Here is a 19,758-nt window from a genome sequence, read left to right on the forward strand (position 1 = left end):
TAGAGAAAGTTTAAAAGATAATTGATTAAATAAATCGTTCCACGTGGAACGATTATAGATTTGATTTGAAATTTCGATTTGTTTCTGTTTAATTGTGTTCCACGTGAAACGTTTGTATGTAGATTTGAAACTTGAAACAAACATTGTGTTCCACGTGAAACATAAGTTATATTGAATTTAGAATTTAAATCATTCGTTCCACGTGGAACAAAAGAAAAATAAAGTTAATTCTGAGAACCGCCTTAAACGGTTTGCAGAGAATAATAAAACAAAATGTTTTTAGAAGAATACGATGTAATTGTAGTTGGTGCTGGTCATGCAGGATCTGAAGCCGCGGCAGCGGCCGCAAATTTGGGATCCAAAACTTTGTTGGTTACAATGAGTTTGCAGAACATAGCTCAGATGTCTTGCAATCCTGCGATGGGAGGAATTGCGAAAGGACAAATTGTTCGTGAGATCGATGCGCTTGGAGGTTACTCCGGAATTGTTTCAGATCGAACTGCAATCCAGTTCAAGATGCTGAATAAATCAAAAGGACCTGCAATGTGGTCGCCAAGAGTTCAAAGTGACAGAATGCGTTTTGCAGAAGAATGGAGATTGATGTTGGAGGGAACTCCAAATTTAGATTTTTACCAAGAAATGGTAAAGGGTCTGATTATCGAGAACGGAAAGATAAAAGGAATTAGAACTTCACTTGGAGTTGAAATTCGTTCCAAATCGGTTGTGTTGACAAACGGAACTTTTTTGAACGGATTGATTCATATTGGAGAAAAACAATTCGGTGGAGGAAGAGCAGGCGAAAGTGCTGCAACCGGAATTACCGAAGATTTGGTGAAAGCTGGTTTTGAAGCCGGAAGAATGAAAACAGGAACGCCTCCGAGAGTGGATGGTCGTTCTTTGGATTATTCGAAAATGAACGAAGAAAAAGGAGACGTAAAACCGGATAAGTTTTCTTATTCGGATTTAACGTTTCCGTTAACGCATCAAAGATCTTGTCACATGACATACACAAGTTTGGATGTTCATGATATTTTGAGATCTGGTTTTGATCGTTCGCCAATGTTCAACGGAAGAATAAAAAGTTTGGGTCCGAGATATTGTCCTTCGATCGAAGACAAGATTAATCGTTTTGCAGATAAAGAACGCCATCAACTTTTTGTTGAGCCGGAAGGATGGAAAACTTGTGAGGTTTATGTAAACGGATTTTCAACTTCGCTTCCAGAAGATATTCAGTTCAAAGCTTTGCGTACAGTTGCCGGTTTTGAGAATGTGAAATTTTTACGTCCAGGTTATGCGATCGAATATGATTATTTTCCGCCAACACAATTGAAACATACTTTGGAAACGAAGTTGGTTGAAGGATTATATTTTGCCGGACAAATTAATGGAACGACAGGATATGAAGAAGCTGCTTCGCAAGGTTTGATGGCCGGAATAAATGCACATTTAAAAGTGCATGAAAAAGCACCATTAATTTTAAAACGTGATGAAGCTTATATTGGAGTTTTGATCGACGACTTGATTACGAAAGGAACGGAAGAACCTTATCGTATGTTTACATCAAGAGCAGAATATAGAACATTGTTGCGACAAGATAATGCCGATTTTAGATTGACGCCAATGTCGTACGAAATTGGTTTGGCTTCTGAAGATCGTATGCGAAGAATGGAACACAAGTTAAACGAGTCTGAAAAGATGGTTGCCTTCTTTAGAGAAACGAGTGTTACGGTTGCAGAAACAAATCCGATTTTGGAAGCAAAAGAATCTGCTCCAATTTCACAAGGAGATAAAATGTTCAAAGTTTTTTCTCGTCCGCAGATTGAATTGGAGGATATGCTGAAATTTGAAAAAGTGGATGCCTACATCAAAGAAAATAATCTTGATGAAGAAATTGTAGAGCAAGCCGTAATTCAAGTAAAATATTCTGGTTACATCGAAAAGGAGAGAAATAACGCTGATAAACTAAATCGTTTAGAAGAAGTAAAAATTCCAGAGAATTTCGATTATAATAAAATTAAATCAATGTCGATTGAAGCCAAGCAAAAATTGAGCAAGATTCGTCCTGTTACAATTTCGCAAGCTTCAAGAATCAGCGGTGTATCACCAAGTGATATTTCTGTGCTTTTGATTTATATGGGAAGGTAAAGATTTTAGATTTCTGATTTTAGATTATTTCTGTTTTTGCTTAAATTGATTTGTTCCACGTGAAACTAGAAATGTTTTATGTTGGTTCAGTTTTTTTCGGATTGCAGTAAAATCTAAAATCTAAAGTCAGCAATCTAAAATGGATTTTGTTCCACGTGAAACTTTTTTCAAAATGTTACGTTGGATTATTTTAAAATGAAATATTCAAAATTGTAGAGATGGACAAGTTGTCCATCTTTTTGCAGTTTGATTCAAAAAATAATAAAAGCAAATGTTTAGATGAACTTTGGTTCAACTGCACATTATTTCAAACCCGAATTCTATTAAATAACTATTAATTAAAAAATGGACGTTTTAAACAAAAAACATTTTCTTACTGTAAAAGACCATTCTGTTTCAAAAGAAATTTTCGACTTGTACTATGATGAAAATTTGGATATGCTGATTACTTCTCCACAACCAGATTTAGAAAATTTAGGAAGATATTACGAAAGCGAAGATTATATTTCGCACACAGATAACAAACGTTCTGTTTTTGAAAAAGCGTATCATTTTGTAAAAAGTATCGCTTTAAAAAATAAACTGAATTTGATCAATTCAGAACAATCTCAAAAAGGAAAAATTTTAGACATCGGTGCCGGAACAGGAGATTTTGTATTGACGGCAAAAAATGATGGCTGGAATGTAATTGGAATTGAACCTAGCGATCGAGCAAAAAATATTGCGAAGCAAAAAGGAATTTCGTTTGTCGAAGAAACAGCTTCTTTAGAAAATAATTCTTTTGATGTAATTACCATGTGGCACGTTTTAGAACACGTTCCAAATTTGGAAAATCAAATTCAGGAATTGAAGCGATTATTGAAGCCAACTGGAACATTAATTGTTGCTGTTCCAAATTTCAAATCTTTCGATGCAAAACATTACGGAGAATTTTGGGCTGCTTTTGATGTGCCAATTCACTTTTGGCATTTTTCAAAAAAAGCGATCCAATTGCTTTTCGAAAAAGTAGACATGAAATTAGAAAAAGTACTTCCAATGAAATTTGATTCATTTTACGTGAGTCTTCTTTCTGAAAAATACAAAACCGGAAAAATGAATTTTATCACGGCTTTTTTTGTTGGATTAAAATCAAATTTAAAAGCGTCGTCGACAAAAGAGTATTCATCGCACATTTATGTCTTAAAAAACAAGTAAAACGCAAAATAAGCCCGTTTTAGAGGTGTTTTAGGCTAAAGCGAGGGTTTGTGTTGTCTTTTTTTAGAAAAGCGCTCTAAAACAAGCTGTGAAAGCCACTTTTAATAGTGATATTTTATAGTATTTTTTGACTCCATAAAGAAAATCAATGCCACATTTTAGTGGCATTTTTTTTGTTTTTTCACTGCTTATTTTTCGAATTTCGAATTTTGAGGAAATTTCAAAAAATGACTTTTTGAAAATTACGATGAAATTCGAAAAATGAAAATGAAGCTAATTTTTGAATCAAATTTGAAATGAAAAAGTGAAGAAAATAAAAATGAATTTTATCATGAAAAAAATCTGTTTTAATAGAATTCTTGTTTAGCCGAATCAAAAACGGTATAAGGATCTTGTTTTATATTGGAAAAGTGTTCAAAACTTAAAATAAGCTTGTTTGCGGGACTTTTTATGATAAAACAAGAGTTTGTGTCTCCTTTTTTAAAAGGATTTCGCTAATCAACGCTGTGAAAGCCATTTTTAATAACGATATTTTATAACATTAAAAATCCTCATAAAGAAAACTAATATCATAAAATTTTAGCATTTTTTAAACTTTATGTTGATGCTATTTATTTTTTTATATTTTTGTCTTTCATACCAATAAAAAAATTAGAAATTTAGAAATGAAAAAAGCATTAGTAATTATCGGGCTTTCAATTTTGGCTGTTTCTTGTAATAAAACAGCGGAAGTAAAGGAAGTAAAAACAGCTTACGTAGATACTTCAGTTTTAATGAAAGAATACACTGAAGCAAAAGACCTTGAAGCTAAATACAAAGCTCAAGCAGAGGAAAAAGGAAGACAACTACAAGCTGAAATTACTCGTTTTAAACAAGACGCTGCTAATTTTCAAAGTCAAGCACAGGCAAATGGCCAGCAATGGGCACAACAAAGAGGAGCTGAATTGCAAAAAAGAGAGCAGCAATTGGGTTACGCTCAACAAGCTTTATCGCAACAATTACAGCAAGAAAGTGGTGTAGAAATGGATTCTTTAATTAGTGGAGTTAAAAAATTCATCAAAGATTACGGTAAGAAAAATGGTTATGCATACATCTATGGTACTGGTGATGCTGCAACTGTATTATATGCTGAAGATAAGTATGATATCACAAAAGAAATCATCAAAGAATTGAATGAGAAGTATAAAGCAACTCCAAAAGCTGAAGAAAAACCAGCAGCTAAAGAAGAGGCTAAAAAATAAGACTTCCAAAACTAACTAAACTATGAAAACCTAAATCAGCAACTGATTTAGGTTTTTTTCTTTTATAAAAATGCGATATTTTTGGCGTTTAATACCTGCCTAATGCAAAACGTTTCAGAAGCTGCTGCTTACACTTTACAATTCATAAATCAGACGCAAAAATCTATTTTTCTTACTGGAAAAGCCGGTACGGGAAAGACGACTCTTTTGCGTGAAATTATTGCTACAACACACAAAAACACTGTGGTTGTGGCGCCTACAGGTATTGCGGCGCTTAATGCTGGCGGTGTTACGATTCACTCGATGTTTCAGTTGCCATTTTCGGCTTTTCTTCCCACTTATGAAGAGAGTTCTCAGTTTACCGAAACTGTGAAATTTGAGAACAAAGAATCGCTTCGACGACATTTCAAAATGAACAATGTGAAGCGAAATGTGATTCGAAATATGGAGCTGCTAATTATTGATGAAGTCAGCATGCTTCGTGCTGATTTACTGGATGCTATCGATTTTATGATGCAGACAGTTCGTAGAAATACACGCGCTTTTGGAGGTGTTCAAGTACTTTTTATTGGTGATTTGTTGCAGCTTCCGCCAGTAATTCGGGATGAGGAATGGAGAACTTTGCGCAATTATTATAAAGGAAAATTCTTTTTCCATTCGCATGTAATTCAGCAAAATCCGCCTTTGTATATTGAATTATCTAAGATTTACCGTCAAAGTGATGATGTTTTTATTTCTGTTTTGAATAATCTTCGAAACAATCAAATTTCCAAAGATGATATTCAGGTTTTAAATCAATACGTCAAACCTGATTTTGATTTAAAAATGAATCCGGGATATATCACGCTGACGACGCATAATGCTAAAGCAGATACAATCAACGAGCAAGCAATCAGCGATTTGCCAGGAAATGAATTCAGTTTTCAGCCTTTTGTAGTTGGTGATTTTCCGGAGAAAATTTTTCCTGTTGAAGAAAATTTGAAGTTGAAAGTTGGCGCTCAAGTAATGTTCGTAAAGAACGATTTATCTTTTGAAAAAAGATATTTCAACGGAAAAATGGGCGTGATAAAATCACTTTCGGCAGAAGAAATTTTCGTTCATTTTCCTGAAGAAAATAAAACTATCGAAGTTGAAAAATACGAATGGAAAAACATTCGCTACAAGGTAAATGAACTCACAAAAGAGATTGAGGAAGAAGTTTTAGGCACATTTGCGCATTATCCAATCAAATTGGCGTGGGCCATTACGGTGCACAAAAGCCAAGGTCTGACTTTTGAGAAAGCTGCGCTTGATGTATCGCAAGTTTTTCTTCCCGGACAAGCCTACGTAGCACTTTCTCGTTTAACGTCTTTAAATGGGCTTGTTTTGCTTTCTTCGATGCAAATGAATGGACTTTCGAACGATCAAGATGTCATGGATTATGCTTTGAACAAAGCAACCGAAGACGATTTGAAAAATTCGCTTCATTTTGAAACCAAAAATTTTATTCATAACTATTTGATTAACAGTTTTAATTGGACAGATTTGGCTCAAGAATGGCGAAATCATAGATTTAGTTACAATGAAAATGCTACAAGTTCTGAAAAATCAAAACATTCGGTTTGGGCGCATAAACGTTTGGATTCAATTGAAAGTTTGGTAGATCCTTCGCAGAAATTCATAAATCAGCTCAATAAAATTTTCAGCAATCAAACTGTCGATTTGATTTTTGTAAAAGAAAGAGTAGAGGCGGCGTATGATTATTTTTTCAAGCCGATGGATAAATTGGTTACTGATCTTTTAACTAAAATGGCTGAAATTCAGAAATTTAAAAAAGTAAAAGAGTTTTACGAAGAATTGTCTGTTTTGGACGATTTGCAGACTAAAGCTGTTTTGCGATTAATGAAAGCCAAATTGCTTATGGAAATTGTCGTTTCCCGTGAAACAATCAGTAAAGAAAGCTTGACTTCTCCAGCCATTAAAAATTATAAAACGGATAAAATTTCGAGAATCCGTGATGAGTTTAAAATGACCAATACAGACATGTTTCAAGTCGAAGAGCCTGCAATGCGTTATTCGTCTAAAAAATTGGATAAAACAGCCGAAAAAGGACCAAAAAAGACCACAGTTGAAGAAACGCACGAACTTTGGCTGGAGAAAAATTCTATTGAGGATATTGCACGAATCAGAAAAATAACCAAACAGACGGTTGAAACACATTTGATAAAATTGATTCAGGCTAAGAAAATTGAAATTTCTGAAGTACTTCCGGATGATAAAATTTTAGCACTTCGAGATGCTTTTGAATTTTATCAAGAAGAATCATTAGCGCCGTTAAAAGAAAAATATGGTGATGAATTTACTTGGGATGAACTTAAAATGTTCAAAGCTAGTATAAACTGATTTTAGATTTTAGATTTTAGATTTTAGATTTTAGATTTTAGATTTTAGATTTTAGATTTTAGATTTTCATAAAAACATTATGTAAAATAGAAGTTGAAAATAAAAACAATTCTTAAATACGACATGTAGAGAATTGTTCCACGATCAACAAATTAACGATGGTTTTAAATCTCATACGAACTAAATTTAATTTGATTATATTTGATTGTTTTTGTGATAGTTAGTTTTTAATTAAAAATATTTTTAAGATGAAAAGAAGCTATTTATTTTTAATTCTATCAATTTTAATCTGTAATTATACATTTGCTCAAGAGGCAAGTTCAGACTACCAGATATTTGCAAAGCGGTTTATTGAAAACGTAAAAGACAACAAGAAAGAAGCATTGGCTGATTTGGTTGTTTACCCTTTAAACAGGGAGTATCCACTATCTGATATAATCGACAAAGCTGATTTTTTTAAGCGGTACGACGAAGTATTTGACGCTAGCTTTAAAGATGAAATCATAAAATCTGATCCTTCAAAAAACTGGCATGATATGGGTTTGCGGGGTGTAATGCTTGACAAGGGAAGCATTTGGCTCGATGTAGAAGGACGTCTGACAGCAGTTAATTATTTGTCGAAATTTGAAATTGATCTCAGAAAGAAACTTATCGATGCGCAGAAAAATGACTTAGATGCAAGTATTGCTTATTTCCAGACTCCAATATGCATTTTAGAAACGTCTAAATTTATCATCAGGATCGATGATCTGGGTAAAAATAATTATCGTTTTGCATCATGGGCAATCGGAAAAAAGATGAGCGAAAAGCCCGATATGATTCTTTACAAGGGTAAACTTATTGTCGAAGGAATTGGCGGTAATCATCAATATGAATTTGCAAATGATAAGTATACTTACGAATGCGCAATTATAATTTTAGGCGAAAAAAATTCGCCTCCGGCGAGATTTACGATATATCAAGGCAGTAAAAAAATACTTCTTCAAGATGCTAAAATTGTTTCACGATAAACAAAAGCCGATTCAAAACTGAATCGGCTTTTGTTTATAGCGTTGAAATCACTTTTTCAAGCTCTTTTTGCTGCGTTATTTGCGTTAATTTTAATTTTTGAATGCTCACCTCATTTTCTTTTGTTTTAATGCGCTGTTTCGTTATTTCTTCCTCAGAAAGGGAAGTCGTAGCAATTTTGTTCTCTAATTTTTGATTCGTCGATTGCAGTTTTTCAATTTTGCTTTTTGTCGCCTTTAAATTATTTTCGTTTTTAACGAGATTTTTCTTTTTATTTTCAACCTCTTTCAACTTTCGTTTTAATTCGGTTATTTTACTGTCAAGCGCTTTATGATTTTGATCAGAAAGATTTTTTAAGTCGGCATCAATCTTCTTCTGTTCTAATTCTAAAGTTTTTGAATCTGTATTGGTTTGTTGCGCAAAGAAATAAGTGCTGTTCATTAGGAAAATAAGCAATGCGATAATTTTAAAGCTTTTCATTTTTTTTTTTTGAATTTAATTAAAAGCTAAAGTATCAGATGAAAATAAGGCGTAATACCACAGAAGAATTTAAAAACAGCAAAATAGGACAAAAAAAATCCTATTCAATTCGAATAGGATTTTTTGAGAATTTTATAAGTTTTCGACTAATATCCAGGCATCTGGATTTTCGCCTTTTTGTATTTCTTTTTGAGCTTTAGTAGCTTCGGCCATAGTTGCATAACTTCCGTATAAAACAGGAAATAAACCGTGTTTGTTTTCGCCAAGCATACGTGCTTTATAACCATCTTTTATCAATTGATCATAAGCTTTTTTAGCGTTTGCTTCACTTCTAAAAGCGCCGGCCATAATGTGATAAGGCATTAATTTGGCTTCTGGAGTTTCTACTTTTGCAGAATCAACCGAAAGTGTTACTGCAGGCAAAGGATTTTGGATAAAGAAAGTCGCTTCCTGAATTTTGTTTTCTACTTTTTTCTGAACAGCACTTTCGACAACTAGAGTTTGAGAATCAATTTGATTTTGGTACAAAGGATAGCCAATACTTCCGGTAATACCAAGTCCTAAAATGAAAATGGCTGCATATTTCAGTAAAGAATTTGAAGATTTTGTTTCCTCTTCACCAAAAAGAGCAACCGTTTCTTTTTCTGTAATTTCTTCCAATTTGCGCTCAAAAATTTCTTTTTTCACAACAGGTGAAATAAACGGACTTAGTCCAAAGGAAGTTGCTAAATAGTTGGTTTGATCATTTGGAGTGAAAATGATATTTTTTTCAGAATTCAGACGAATTTCACCTATATTTTTCAAGCTTATCGTACCATCTTCTTCAAGCGTTTTTTTCCAGCTTAAAACTTCAAATGCAATTGCGCTCACGGCAAAACCATACGATGTTTTTTCAGCATTTGCTATGTGATTGGCAAGCAAACCGTCGTTGTTTTTTAAATGACTGTTGAAAGAAATCAACTTCTTAGGTGGAGAAAACGAATTTGTGTTTTCATTCACTTGTGCCGACTGAGTTTCTGTTAAAAATGCACCAAATCCGGGAACCGTTACACACTGATAACGATACAATAACTGTCCTATGTAGTTTTCAATTTTCATAGTAACAAAGTTATGGAACGAATATAGTTATCAAAATTTTATTCACAATTTTTATTAACAATTCGGATTATTTTATAGACAATTCGTTTTCAATTATTTAAATAAATGTCGTTCTAATTTTTAGGTGTACTAATTTTATAAATCACTATTTTTATTAGGAAATTACTTTATTTTAGTGATATTTGCGCTTTAAAACTGTTTTAGTTTTCGGTTCTATTTTACATAATGTTTTTTGAAAATGTCAGATCAGGAATTATTTTACTTGTTAGCCTTGCTCAAAGTGGATGGAGTAGGAGATATTATGGCCAAAAAATTGGTAAAGCATTGCGGAAGTGCAGAAGCAGTTTTTAAAGCAAAAGCGGTTAAAATTGCCGGTATTGATGGAATTGGCGCCGTTTTGCTTAAAAATTTGAAGGATAAAAGTGTTTTTGAGAAAGCTAGTTTTGAATTAGAGTTCATCCGCAAAGAGAAAATAAATGTCTCCTATTTTCAAGATGATGATTATCCGGATCGCTTGAAACACTGCATAGATGCTCCGGTTCTGATTTTTACTTCTGGAAACATAAACTTGAAGAACAAAAAGTTAATCAGTATTGTGGGCACACGTCAAGTTACTTCGTACGGAATTGATTTTTGCAAAAAACTTATTGAAGATCTTGTTCCTCTTGATCCAGTAATCGTAAGTGGATTTGCTTATGGAGTTGATATCGTGGCGCATCAATTGGCAATGGAAAATAATCTGCAAACAATTGGTGTTTTGGCACATGGCCTTAATCAAGTTTATCCGAGAACACACAAAAAGTACATTGCTAAAATGGAAGAAAACGGTGGATTTATTACTGAATTTTGGAGTTCTTCAAATCCAGATAAAGAAAAATTTGTTCGCCGAAACCGGATTGTAGCTGGAATGACCGAAGCTACCGTTGTAATTGAATCTGCAGATAAAGGCGGTTCTTTAATTACCGCCAATTTAGCAAATGACTACAACAGAGAAGTTTTTGCAGTTCCTGGCCGTGTTTCAGACCGATACAGTCAAGGATGCAATAACTTGATAAAAACGCAAAGAGCAAATGTTTTGACTAGTGCGGCCGATTTGATTTATGTGCTGAATTGGGATCTTGAAAATAAACCAAAAACGGTACAAAGACAGCTTTTTGTAGAATTAGATCCTGATGAAGAAGTAATTTATAATTTCTTGATTAAAAATGGAAAAGAGCTTCTGGATATCATTGCATTAGAATGTAATTTTCCAATTTTTAGATTGTCCGGAATACTTTTGAATATGGAGCTTAAGGGTTTGATTAGGCCATTGCCAGGGAAAATGTTTGAAGCGATTTAGTTGGTTTTTTAATAGAAAAATTAGCACGAAATGAATTAAAGAATATATTTGTTTTTGAGGATAAGAAAAAAGCCTAATAGAAACGAAATCTATTAGGCTTTTATTTTGAGATTTTATTTTTCAAATCCTAAAACATTGCGAACTTTTGCTAAAACGCCATCTGCAACGACAGAAGCTTTTGCGGCGCCTTTTTTCAGCAAGGCATCAACTTCTTCAAGATTGTTTATGTAGTAATTGTATTTTTCTCTTTCTGTTTTGAATTTTTCGGTAATCAATTCAAACAAAGCTTGTTTGGCGTGACCGTAACCATAATTTCCACCAAGATAATTTGCTCTCATTTGTGCAATTTGCTCTTCATTTGCTAACAAAGAATAAATGGCAAAAGCGTTGCAAGTATCAGGATTTTTTGGAGCTTCAAGAGGCGTACTATCAGTTTCGATGCTCATCACTTGTTTGCGAAGCGTTTTGTCATCCAGGAAAATATTGATAATATTATTAGCAGATTTACTCATTTTTCCGCCGTTTGTTCCCGGAATCAACATACTGTCTTCTTGAATTTTAGCTTCTGGAATTACAAAAGTTTCTCCCATTTGATGGTTAAAACGAGAAGCCACATCGCGAGTGATTTCTAGATGTTGCAATTGGTCTTTTCCAACTGGCACAAATTCAGCATCGTACAAAAGAATGTCGGCTGCCATTAACATCGGATAAGTAAAAAGTCCGGCGTTAACATCGTCTAAGCGATCTGATTTATCTTTGAAAGAATGTGCCAAAGTCAATCTTTGGAACGGAAAAAAACAGCTTAAATACCAAGTCAATTCGGCAGTTTGAGTCACATCAGATTGTCTGTAGAATGTTACTTTGTCTGGGTTCAGGCCACATGCAAGCCAAGCGGCCGCTGTGCTATATGTGTTTTCTCTTAATGTTTTGCCATCTTTGATTTGTGTAATAGAATGCAAATCAGCAATAAACAAATAAGATTCATTTGCAGGATTGTTTGATAATTCAATTGCAGGGATAATTGCTCCCAGTAAATTTCCTAAATGTGGCGTTCCTGTACTCTGAACACCCGTAAGTATTTTTGCCATTCTCAATTTTTTCTGAATTGCAAATGTCGTAATGTTTTTTCTAACCGCAAAGTTCGTAAGGATATTGCATAAAGTTTTGTTAGTGAATAGTGTTTTTTTTAACGCAAAGGGCGCGAAGGATTTTCACAAAGGAAAGAAGTTTTTTCGGCGGATAGCTTTGCTATGAGTTCGCAAAGTTTTGTGTTTAATGAATTTGAGTTTTTTGAACAATTAGTTTGTTGTTTTTATTTGTATGAAAATATTTATAAATTTGATATTTTTGAATATGACTGAAAACGAAATATCAAATATTATAATTGGGCTTGCTATAGATATTCATAAAAAGCTCGGGCCGGGTTTATTGGAAAATGTTTATAAGGAATGTTTGTTTTATAAAATTAAACAACGTGGACTTTTTGTAGAAAAAGAGAAAGCTTTGCCGTTGGTTTTTGAAGAAGTTAAACTTGATTGTGGGTATCGTATTGATTTGCTTGTAGAAAATAAGTTTCTAATTGAAATTAAGAGTGTAGAATCGCTTAGTTTGAATCATTTGGCACAAACTTTAACGTATTTAAAACTTGGAAATTTTAAACTTGGGTTACTGATAAATTTCAATGAAAGTCTCCTAAAAAATGGGATAAGAAGAGTAATAAACAATTTATAGATTTAGCTTTGTGAACTTACTGCAAAGCTATCCGCAGAAAAAACTTCTTTCCTTTGTGAAAATCCTTTGCGCCCTTTGCGTTAAAAAACCAACGACACAGAAAGAAATCTCTATAAAATTCATTTCTGTTTTCTTACTTTTGAAGTTATGAAAATATTTAAAATTACTTTTTGGGTGCTTTGGCGCATTTGGTTTTATGTTTTAATGGCCATTCCGATATTGATTATGTTGCCGTTTTTGCTGATTTCTATCATATCAGAGCGTGGATACCCTTATTTTTTTAAAATGGCCCGCATTTGGGCTAAATTTATCCTTTTCGGGATGGGTTTTTATTACAAAGTAAAGCGCGAACAAAAGCTTATCAAACATACAAGCTACATGATTGTTGCAAATCATACTTCGATGACAGATATTATGCTGATGCTTGCCCTTATTAAAAATCCTTTTGTTTTTGTGGGAAAGAAGGAATTGGTAAAGATTCCGCTATTTGGATTTTTCTATAAAAGAACTTGTATTTTAGTAGATAGAAACTCTTCAAAAAGCAAAAATGAAGTTTTTAAAAGAGCCCAAAACCGTTTAAATCAAGGTTTAAGTATTTGTATTTTTCCTGAAGGAGGTGTTCCAGATGACGAAAGTATTTTGCTGGATGAGTTTAAAGACGGAGCATTTCGTTTGGCAATAGAGCATCAAATTCCGATTGTTCCAATTGTTTTTCCAGACAATAAAGATCGGTTTTCGTACACTTTTTTTAGTGGAAGTCCTGGAAAAATGCGCGCAAAAATTCTTCCATTTGTAGAAACAAGCGGTGTGACAAGCGATCATCGAAAAGAGCTTCGGGATCAAGTAAGACAAATGATTTACAATGAATTGATTGAATTTCAGAAAAAAGATTCTAAAAAATAAAAACAGAACCCGGTAATCCTTAAGCTTTAGGATACCGGGTTTTCTTTTGAACTAAAATAACCCCTTATTTTTATTCAAAAAATCTTATCTGTGAATGATTTTTTCAGAAATAAATCGCAATACTTTTTTAAACTTCAATTTGGTTTTTCTGCGGTTTTTATTGTACAACACTTCAATTTTCTCTTTCATGATTAAAAACATTAAGGATTGATAATAAAGAGTTTGGTTAGAACTCAAGTTAACGTCACAATATATAGAGAACTAAAAATGAAAAAGGTTGCGTGCGATAGGAATTTTTTTCTTAAAAAGAATAAAAACCCGCCAGCACCAAACTAAACCGACGGATTTTTATTAAAACAAATCAACCAAATTCATTCTAAAAATTTAAGAAAGGCACTTATGGCGATGCCAATAAATTTTATAATTACTTATTAGATGCGGTTTTTTTGAAATGGTTGCGTCGATTTTTAATATTTTTTTAAAAGAAAAACCCGGAAGTATTTAAACTCCCGGGTTTTTGAAAATATAAATCTGTATTATTCAGATTTTGAAAGATTTAAGCGTTTGCTAATTCTTTCATATGTTCTTTAATTTTAGCTTCTAATTCATCAGCTAATTCTGGATTATCTTTTATTAGAGCTTTAACGGCATCACGTCCTTGACCTAATTTTGTGTCACCATAGCTAAACCATGATCCCGCTTTTTTAACGATATCGAATTCAACAGCAAGATCAAGAATTTCTCCAGTTTTAGAAACACCTTCACCGTACATAATGTCGAATTCAGCAGTTTTAAATGGCGGAGCAACTTTGTTTTTAACGATTTTGACTTTAGTTCTATTTCCAATTACGTTTTCACCGTCTTTGATTTGAGCAGAACGACGAATATCTAAACGTACAGAAGCGTAGAATTTCAATGCGTTACCACCGGTTGTCGTTTCTGGATTTCCAAACATAACCCCAATTTTTTCACGTAATTGGTTAATGAAGAAAACGGTACAATTTGTTTTGCTGATAGTTCCAGTAAGTTTTCTTAAAGCTTGAGACATCAAACGTGCGTGAAGACCCATTTTTGAATCTCCCATTTCGCCTTCAATTTCGCTTTTTGGAGTTAACGCAGCAACCGAGTCAATTACCACAATATCAATTGCTCCAGAACGGATTAAGTTTTCCGCAATTTCTAATGCTTGCTCTCCGTTGTCTGGTTGTGAAATGATTAAATTTTCAATATCTACGCCTAATTTTTCAGCATAGTTTCTATCAAAAGCATGTTCAGCATCAATAAAAGCGGCAATTCCGCCTGCTTTCTGTGCTTCAGCTATTGCATGCAATGTCAAAGTAGTCTTACCAGACGATTCTGGACCGTATATTTCAATAATTCTTCCTTTCGGGTATCCATTTACCCCAAGCGCTAAATCAACGCCAAGTGAGCCAGAAGAAATCGTTTCTACTTCCACAATGGCTCTGTCGCCCATTTTCATTACGGTTCCTTTTCCGTAGGTTTTGTCAAGTTTATCAAGCGTTAATTGTAACGCTTTTAATTTGGCTTCTTTGTCTGAACTCATATCTTTTTAAATTATCTTAATTGATTTTTTGGCTTTCAAAATAGTACTAAAAAATAAGAAATAACTTTCTTATTACTATTTAACTGAACTTGTGAATTGCAAAACTAGTTCTTTTTTTCGGAGTTTGGTTGCTCCAAATTGTTCCAAATTGTCACAAATTTGATTACAAAAACAAAGCTTTTAATTCTGTTGCTTCTGATGGTTTCATTTTTCCTGCAAGCACTAAACTCAACTGTTTGCGACGCAAGGCAGCATCAAAACGTTGGATTTCAAGCTCAGTTTCTGGAACAATCGCTGGAACTTCAACAGGTCTTCCAGTATCATCAACAGCAACAAAAGTGTAGATTGCTTCGTTTGCTTTGGTTCTGCTTCCAGATTCGCGGTCTTCAACCCAAACGTCAATGTAAACTTCCATCGAGCTTTTGAAAGATCTTGAAACTTTAGCTTCGACAGTAACAACGCTTCCTAGCGAAATTGCTCTATTGAAAGCAACGTGATTTACAGAAGCTGTAACTACAATGCGGCGTGAGTGCCTGCGTGCCGCAATACTTGCTGCACGATCCATTCGGGCAAGCAATTCGCCACCAAAAAGATTGTTTAAAGGATTTGTTTCGCTCGGTAAAACTAAATCAGTTAAAATAGTTATAGATTCTGAAGGATGTTTTGAATTCATTTTTTGTAAAATTATAATTAAGCGCGCTGATTAATTCAGCCAATAAACAGCCATAACGGCTGGTATAAAATAGATTACAATGGTTCTTGCGCCATCGTAATCCTTTGCAAGTCTTTGTCCGAAAAGCATCATCAATAAACTGATGCATGAAAAAATTGCACCATAAAAACCAAATTCGCGTCCGCTGTTTAATGCGATTTGAATGGCGCCAACAACAGATAAAATTCCTGAAATTAATTCGAGAATAAGTAAATGCATGAGCGCTAAAGGGACTTGGTTTTTTAATGGTGTTTTGGCAAAATGTTCTTTAAGCCAGTTTACATTATCTTTCCAATAAAAAATCTTTTCATAGCCTGATTGTAAAAACGTTATGGCTAAAAATACTAATAATAAAATAGAGGCAACATTATTCATTTGAGGACTATTTTTTGTGGATTAAACGAGTCAGTTTTATAGATAAATCGGTTAGGATTATTTTTGCATTTCCGTTTCTTTCAATGTGATACATTGCATCTGAAAGCTCTTTGAAAATTTCGTGAATGTTGTTTCCGTTTACAAAAGGCGCAAAATTTTCAAGTTTGAATTTGTCCACTTTTGGTTCAATGTAAACTAAGCTCGGAGTTTGATAATTCAGCAATAAAGCCTGACGAAACATTTCGATGCAAAATTGGATGAATTTTTTCTGGCTTTCGCGTCCAAGACCTGCAATTTCTTCACTCCAAGAAATCAAATCCTGAATTGCGGCGGCATTTCCTTTAGCTCTAAAAGCGGCTCGAACCCAGTTTACAAACCATTGTTCGAAAGGATATTCGGAGTCATCTTCTTTTAGCAAATGCATTGCTTTGTTGAAGTTTCCTTGTGCCTGATGCGCAATTTTTTTTGCTAAATTCGAATCAATATTTTCACGTAAAACCAAGGCATCTGCAATGACTTTTTCCGGAAGTCCGTTAAAGTGAATTACCTGACAACGAGAGCGAATGGTTTGAATAATATCTTCTTCATTTTCAGAAATCAGAAGGAAAATGGTTTTGTCTGAAGGTTCTTCAAGTAGTTTTAAAAGTTTATTTGAAGCCGCAATATTCATTTTATCGGCCATCCAAATGATCATGATTTTATAACCACCTTCGTATGATTTCAGCGAAAGCGATTTTAAAACTTCTTGAGCATCTTCAACTCTAATTTCGCCCTGTTTATTTTGAACGCCTAGAATTTTGTACCAGTCAAATAATCCTCCGTAAGGCATTTCCTGAACAAATGTTCGCCAATCCTGAATAAAATCTAGACTTTTTGGTTTTGTTTTGACATCTTCGGTCGTTACTGTTGGATAAATGAAGTGAAGATCTGGATGTGAAATGTTTTGAAATTTCAAATTGCAGGAATCATTTCCATTTTCGTTTTCGTTACCCGTATTGTTGCACAAAATATACTGCGCATAAGCGATTGCGGTTGACAAAGTGCCGCTTCCTTCTGGCCCAACAAATAATTGCGCATGCGGAATTCGTCCTGAAGATGCACTTTTTATCAAGTGACTTTTGATATAATCTTGACCTAAAATTTGAGAAAATTGCATGAAGCAAAGATATAAGAAAATGATGTAGGCAAAAATTTTAGATTAAAAGATTATGAGTTGTATTTTGAGTGAAAAATGTTGAGTGTTTTTTTAATTAAAAATGCGTTTGTGTCAATTTAGTTTTGTTAATAAATTACTTCAAGCTAGTAGATATGAAGACTTTTTTGTTAATATTTTTTTGCCAAAAACGGTAAACGTAATGTTTTTTTAGTTATTTAATGATAGAAATTCGGTTGTTTTTATAGCCTTTATCTTACGGTTTTGATTTTAACAAATTTAACAAAACGCTCGTTAAAACGCACATTTTCTCGACATACGACTGGTTTTTAAGGTTTTTTTAAGTTTTTTTTTTGAAAAAACAAATCAATAAAGTTGCGATTTAAGTTAATTTATATATTTTTGTTTGCATGAACAACCAATTATAAATCGAATCTATGAAAGGGAAAATTATTTTATTAAGTACACTTTTTTTCTTGACAACTGCAGCTGTTTCAGCACAGGCAAAAAATGCTCCAAGAAGTATCATTAGTACAACAGCTCTTATCAGAAAATACCATGATCAAAAAGAATTGAGTGGTATGCAAAAGGGAGAACTTTTGGAATTATACATTGAGCGTATTAAAGTTTTAGTGAAAACCCTTCCGTACATTGCTTTGGTTACAAAACCAGGAGTTACCATGGCCGATTTAGGTATTCCAGACGATAGTGAGCACAAAAAAGTATTAGATGCGCAAGCAGTTGGTACTACAACTTTCTTGGACACAACTGTTGATTTCCAAAGAAAGATGATGCCTTACTCTGATAAAGGAAACTTGATCGCGGCGATTTTATTTTACGAAAGCACATTGAAATCATTACACGAGTTCAACGATTTGAACGAAATGTAATAAAAAATTATATTTTTAAAACCTCTTTTAATCTGTTTACGTAGATGATTTAGATTTTCGAAAAACATTTAAGAGAGTAATAAAAAATAACTCGTTCTCGATGTGTTCTGAATTATTTCAGAAAAATCGAGATGAGTTTTTTCATTTACGCATACCCAAATTTATTATTAACCCTAATACCCCCTTATCATGAAAAAAATTACTCAAATGATCTGCGTTCTTTTGACAGTTACTAGTATGAGTGCTCAGCAAGAGAAAGGAATTATGGGCTACAACAATTGGTTGAATAACTGGACCGAATTTAAGCCTAACAAAGTAGAGTATGGAGAAGCAAATCAAATTTTAGCAGGAAACATTTCTGTTAATACTAAATTGCTGAAGAGGAATGTTTATGTTTTGCAAGGCAACGTTTATGTTACTAACAACGCGGTTTTAACAATCGAACCTGGAACTTTAATTATTGGTGATTTCGAAACTAAAGGAACATTGGTAGTTACAAAAGGTGCACAAATTATTGCTGATGGTTTAGAAACAGATCCAATCGTATTTACTTCAAACAGAAGCCAGAAAAAAGCTGGTGACTGGGGAGGAGTTGTACTTCTTGGTGATGCACCAATCAATAAATTTGGAGGTGTTGGTTCTTACAACATGGATTTAGATCCAAGTTTAACTACTTATGGAGGTGATAACGTAAACGGAAATTCAGGCGTTTTAAGATTTGTTAGAATCGAATTCGCAGGAAAAAAAGTTAAAGGTGTAGATACTTTCAATGGTTTGACTGTTGCTGGTGTTGGTGCTAAAACTATTTTAGATAACGTTATGGTAAGCTACTCTGGTGGTGACTCATTTGCTTTCTTTGGAGGTGATGTAAATGCTACTAAATTAGTTTCTTACAAATCAATCAACGACGATTATAAATTTACTCAAGGTGTTCAATGTCGTTTATTCAACTCATTGGCAGTTAGATCATCTTATTTATCTTCAAACAAAGATGGATCTCGTTGTATGGAGGTAAAATCTTTCGAAAAGAAAAGCGAAACAGATTTTACTAAAAAAACAACACTTGTTGTTGCAACAAATATTACAATGTTAAATGACAGCGATAACATCAAAGCTGATATTCAAGCAGGTTTAGTAAAAGAGGCAATTTATGTTGCTGAAACTGCATCTCTTGAAATGAAGCGTACTGTAATTTCTGGATTTAACCCGGCCGTTTTGCTAGACAGTAAAACTGAAATCAATGATGCCAACCTTAAAAAAATCAAATTTGAGGAAATGTATTTCAACTTATGTAATGGAAATATCTTTACAGAGTACAATTCTAACAATGAAGATTTAGAGAGCTGGTATGGAAACAGCGTGTTCTTTAACGTGATGTCACAAAGTGATAACAAAGAAACTTTCATTGATATTTACAATCCTAAGAAACCAGATTTCAGATTACAATTAGGAAAAATTACAGCATCTAGCGGAAAATAGATAAGTTTCGATTTTTATTTCAGAGCGTAAATTTTATTAATAAAGTCCCCAGACACAATTTATG

Annotated in this window: 17 protein-coding genes; 10 read left to right on the forward strand and 7 right to left on the reverse strand. The window is 33.5% G+C overall.

Annotation, left to right across the window (positions count from 1 at the left end; genetic code table 11):
- The first annotated feature begins 273 nt into the window (after positions 1-273).
- The 5 genes from mnmG to EYY60_RS04885 all read left to right on the forward strand — a co-directional run bounded on the left by mnmG (position 274) and on the right by EYY60_RS04885 (position 7,972).
- The gene (gene mnmG / locus EYY60_RS04865) at positions 274-2,145 is read left to right on the forward strand and encodes a tRNA uridine-5-carboxymethylaminomethyl(34) synthesis enzyme MnmG (protein ID WP_132988269.1); all 1,872 of its coding nucleotides are present in this window, start codon (positions 274-276) and stop codon (positions 2,143-2,145) included.
- 345 nt (positions 2,146-2,490) lie between these two features.
- The gene (locus EYY60_RS04870) at positions 2,491-3,339 is read left to right on the forward strand and encodes a class I SAM-dependent methyltransferase (protein WP_132988270.1); all 849 of its coding nucleotides are present in this window, start codon (positions 2,491-2,493) and stop codon (positions 3,337-3,339) included.
- A 665-nt stretch (positions 3,340-4,004) separates the two neighbouring features.
- Positions 4,005-4,580 (forward strand): OmpH family outer membrane protein, encoded by a 576-nt coding sequence (locus tag EYY60_RS04875; RefSeq protein ID WP_132988271.1) that lies wholly within the window; start codon positions 4,005-4,007, stop codon positions 4,578-4,580.
- Between the two features lie 102 nt (positions 4,581-4,682).
- Positions 4,683-6,962, forward strand: a complete 2,280-nt coding sequence (locus EYY60_RS04880) for a helix-turn-helix domain-containing protein (RefSeq protein WP_132988272.1) — start codon at positions 4,683-4,685, stop codon at positions 6,960-6,962.
- A 248-nt stretch (positions 6,963-7,210) separates the two neighbouring features.
- Entirely contained in the window at positions 7,211-7,972 is a 762-nt protein-coding gene (locus EYY60_RS04885; protein ID WP_132988273.1) for a hypothetical protein, read from the forward strand.
- Between the two features lie 34 nt (positions 7,973-8,006).
- Here EYY60_RS04885 and EYY60_RS04890 read toward each other — a convergent pair whose 3' ends face one another.
- Together EYY60_RS04890 and EYY60_RS04895 are read right to left on the reverse strand one after the other, a co-directional pair.
- On the reverse strand, positions 8,007-8,450 hold the full coding sequence (locus EYY60_RS04890; protein WP_132988274.1) for a hypothetical protein: 444 nt from the start codon (positions 8,448-8,450) through the stop codon (positions 8,007-8,009).
- A 132-nt stretch (positions 8,451-8,582) separates the two neighbouring features.
- Positions 8,583-9,548, reverse strand: coding sequence for an HU domain-containing protein (locus EYY60_RS04895; protein WP_132988275.1), 966 nt, complete (start codon positions 9,546-9,548; stop codon positions 8,583-8,585).
- Positions 9,549-9,786: 238 nt separating this feature from the next.
- On the opposite strand from EYY60_RS04895, the gene dprA reads away from it, so the two are divergent.
- On the forward strand, positions 9,787-10,887 hold the full coding sequence (gene dprA, locus EYY60_RS04900; protein ID WP_132988276.1) for a DNA-processing protein DprA: 1,101 nt from the start codon (positions 9,787-9,789) through the stop codon (positions 10,885-10,887).
- 113 nt (positions 10,888-11,000) lie between these two features.
- Here the strand turns inward: dprA and trpS are convergent, their stop codons facing one another.
- Entirely contained in the window at positions 11,001-11,975 is a 975-nt protein-coding gene (gene trpS / locus EYY60_RS04905) for a tryptophan--tRNA ligase (protein WP_132988277.1), read from the reverse strand.
- A gap of 265 nt (positions 11,976-12,240) precedes the next feature.
- Here trpS and EYY60_RS04910 point away from each other — a divergent pair, with 265 nt between their 5' ends.
- Both EYY60_RS04910 and EYY60_RS04915 read left to right on the forward strand, forming a co-directional pair.
- A complete protein-coding gene (locus EYY60_RS04910; RefSeq protein ID WP_132988278.1) occupies positions 12,241-12,618 on the forward strand; it encodes a GxxExxY protein in 378 nt (125 codons plus the stop codon).
- 147 nt (positions 12,619-12,765) lie between these two features.
- Positions 12,766-13,521, forward strand: coding sequence for a lysophospholipid acyltransferase family protein (locus tag EYY60_RS04915; protein WP_132988279.1), 756 nt, complete (start codon positions 12,766-12,768; stop codon positions 13,519-13,521).
- A gap of 556 nt (positions 13,522-14,077) precedes the next feature.
- Here EYY60_RS04915 and recA read toward each other — a convergent pair.
- The 4 genes from recA to EYY60_RS04935 all read right to left on the reverse strand — a co-directional run bounded on the left by recA (position 14,078) and on the right by EYY60_RS04935 (position 17,328).
- The gene (gene recA, locus EYY60_RS04920) at positions 14,078-15,085 is read right to left on the reverse strand and encodes a recombinase RecA (RefSeq protein WP_026727347.1); all 1,008 of its coding nucleotides are present in this window, start codon (positions 15,083-15,085) and stop codon (positions 14,078-14,080) included.
- 163 nt (positions 15,086-15,248) lie between these two features.
- Positions 15,249-15,758 carry an acyl-CoA thioesterase gene (locus EYY60_RS04925; protein ID WP_132988280.1) on the reverse strand — a complete coding sequence of 170 codons (510 nt, stop codon included), beginning with the start codon at positions 15,756-15,758 and terminating at the stop codon, positions 15,249-15,251.
- 30 nt (positions 15,759-15,788) lie between these two features.
- The gene (locus EYY60_RS04930; protein ID WP_132988281.1) at positions 15,789-16,172 is read right to left on the reverse strand and encodes a DoxX family membrane protein; all 384 of its coding nucleotides are present in this window, start codon (positions 16,170-16,172) and stop codon (positions 15,789-15,791) included.
- Positions 16,173-16,179: 7 nt separating this feature from the next.
- Positions 16,180-17,328: a DNA polymerase III subunit gene (locus tag EYY60_RS04935; RefSeq protein ID WP_132988282.1), complete on the reverse strand. Its 1,149-nt coding sequence runs from the start codon at positions 17,326-17,328 to the stop codon at positions 16,180-16,182.
- Between the two features lie 434 nt (positions 17,329-17,762).
- Between EYY60_RS04935 and EYY60_RS04940 the strand changes: the two genes are divergently transcribed.
- Together EYY60_RS04940 and EYY60_RS04945 are read left to right on the forward strand one after the other, a co-directional pair.
- On the forward strand, positions 17,763-18,215 hold the full coding sequence (locus tag EYY60_RS04940) for a hypothetical protein (RefSeq protein ID WP_132988283.1): 453 nt from the start codon (positions 17,763-17,765) through the stop codon (positions 18,213-18,215).
- A gap of 189 nt (positions 18,216-18,404) precedes the next feature.
- Positions 18,405-19,694, forward strand: coding sequence for a hypothetical protein (locus tag EYY60_RS04945; RefSeq protein ID WP_132988284.1), 1,290 nt, complete (start codon positions 18,405-18,407; stop codon positions 19,692-19,694).
- The last annotated feature ends 64 nt before the right edge of the window (positions 19,695-19,758 follow it).

It is taken from the genome of Flavobacterium zhairuonense (assembly GCF_004352915.1).
Taxonomy (GTDB): domain Bacteria; phylum Bacteroidota; class Bacteroidia; order Flavobacteriales; family Flavobacteriaceae; genus Flavobacterium; species Flavobacterium zhairuonense.

What these genes read in the sequence shown, in the direction of transcription:
- mnmG (WP_132988269.1), top strand. Translation starts at nt 274, where the DNA reads ATGTTTTTAGAAGAATACGATGTAATTGTAGTTGGTGCTGGTCATGCA.
- EYY60_RS04870 (WP_132988270.1), top strand. Translation starts at nt 2,491, where the DNA reads ATGGACGTTTTAAACAAAAAACATTTTCTTACTGTAAAAGACCATTCT.
- EYY60_RS04875 (WP_132988271.1), top strand. Translation starts at nt 4,005, where the DNA reads ATGAAAAAAGCATTAGTAATTATCGGGCTTTCAATTTTGGCTGTTTCT.
- EYY60_RS04880 (WP_132988272.1), top strand. Translation starts at nt 4,683, where the DNA reads ATGCAAAACGTTTCAGAAGCTGCTGCTTACACTTTACAATTCATAAAT.
- EYY60_RS04885 (WP_132988273.1), top strand. Translation starts at nt 7,211, where the DNA reads ATGAAAAGAAGCTATTTATTTTTAATTCTATCAATTTTAATCTGTAAT.
- EYY60_RS04890 (WP_132988274.1), bottom strand. Translation starts at nt 8,450, where the DNA reads ATGAAAAGCTTTAAAATTATCGCATTGCTTATTTTCCTAATGAACAGC.
- EYY60_RS04895 (WP_132988275.1), bottom strand. Translation starts at nt 9,548, where the DNA reads ATGAAAATTGAAAACTACATAGGACAGTTATTGTATCGTTATCAGTGT.
- dprA (WP_132988276.1), top strand. Translation starts at nt 9,787, where the DNA reads ATGTCAGATCAGGAATTATTTTACTTGTTAGCCTTGCTCAAAGTGGAT.
- trpS (WP_132988277.1), bottom strand. Translation starts at nt 11,975, where the DNA reads ATGGCAAAAATACTTACGGGTGTTCAGAGTACAGGAACGCCACATTTA.
- EYY60_RS04910 (WP_132988278.1), top strand. Translation starts at nt 12,241, where the DNA reads ATGACTGAAAACGAAATATCAAATATTATAATTGGGCTTGCTATAGAT.
- EYY60_RS04915 (WP_132988279.1), top strand. Translation starts at nt 12,766, where the DNA reads ATGAAAATATTTAAAATTACTTTTTGGGTGCTTTGGCGCATTTGGTTT.
- recA (WP_026727347.1), bottom strand. Translation starts at nt 15,085, where the DNA reads ATGAGTTCAGACAAAGAAGCCAAATTAAAAGCGTTACAATTAACGCTT.
- EYY60_RS04925 (WP_132988280.1), bottom strand. Translation starts at nt 15,758, where the DNA reads ATGAATTCAAAACATCCTTCAGAATCTATAACTATTTTAACTGATTTA.
- EYY60_RS04930 (WP_132988281.1), bottom strand. Translation starts at nt 16,172, where the DNA reads ATGAATAATGTTGCCTCTATTTTATTATTAGTATTTTTAGCCATAACG.
- EYY60_RS04935 (WP_132988282.1), bottom strand. Translation starts at nt 17,328, where the DNA reads ATGCAATTTTCTCAAATTTTAGGTCAAGATTATATCAAAAGTCACTTG.
- EYY60_RS04940 (WP_132988283.1), top strand. Translation starts at nt 17,763, where the DNA reads ATGAAAGGGAAAATTATTTTATTAAGTACACTTTTTTTCTTGACAACT.
- EYY60_RS04945 (WP_132988284.1), top strand. Translation starts at nt 18,405, where the DNA reads ATGAAAAAAATTACTCAAATGATCTGCGTTCTTTTGACAGTTACTAGT.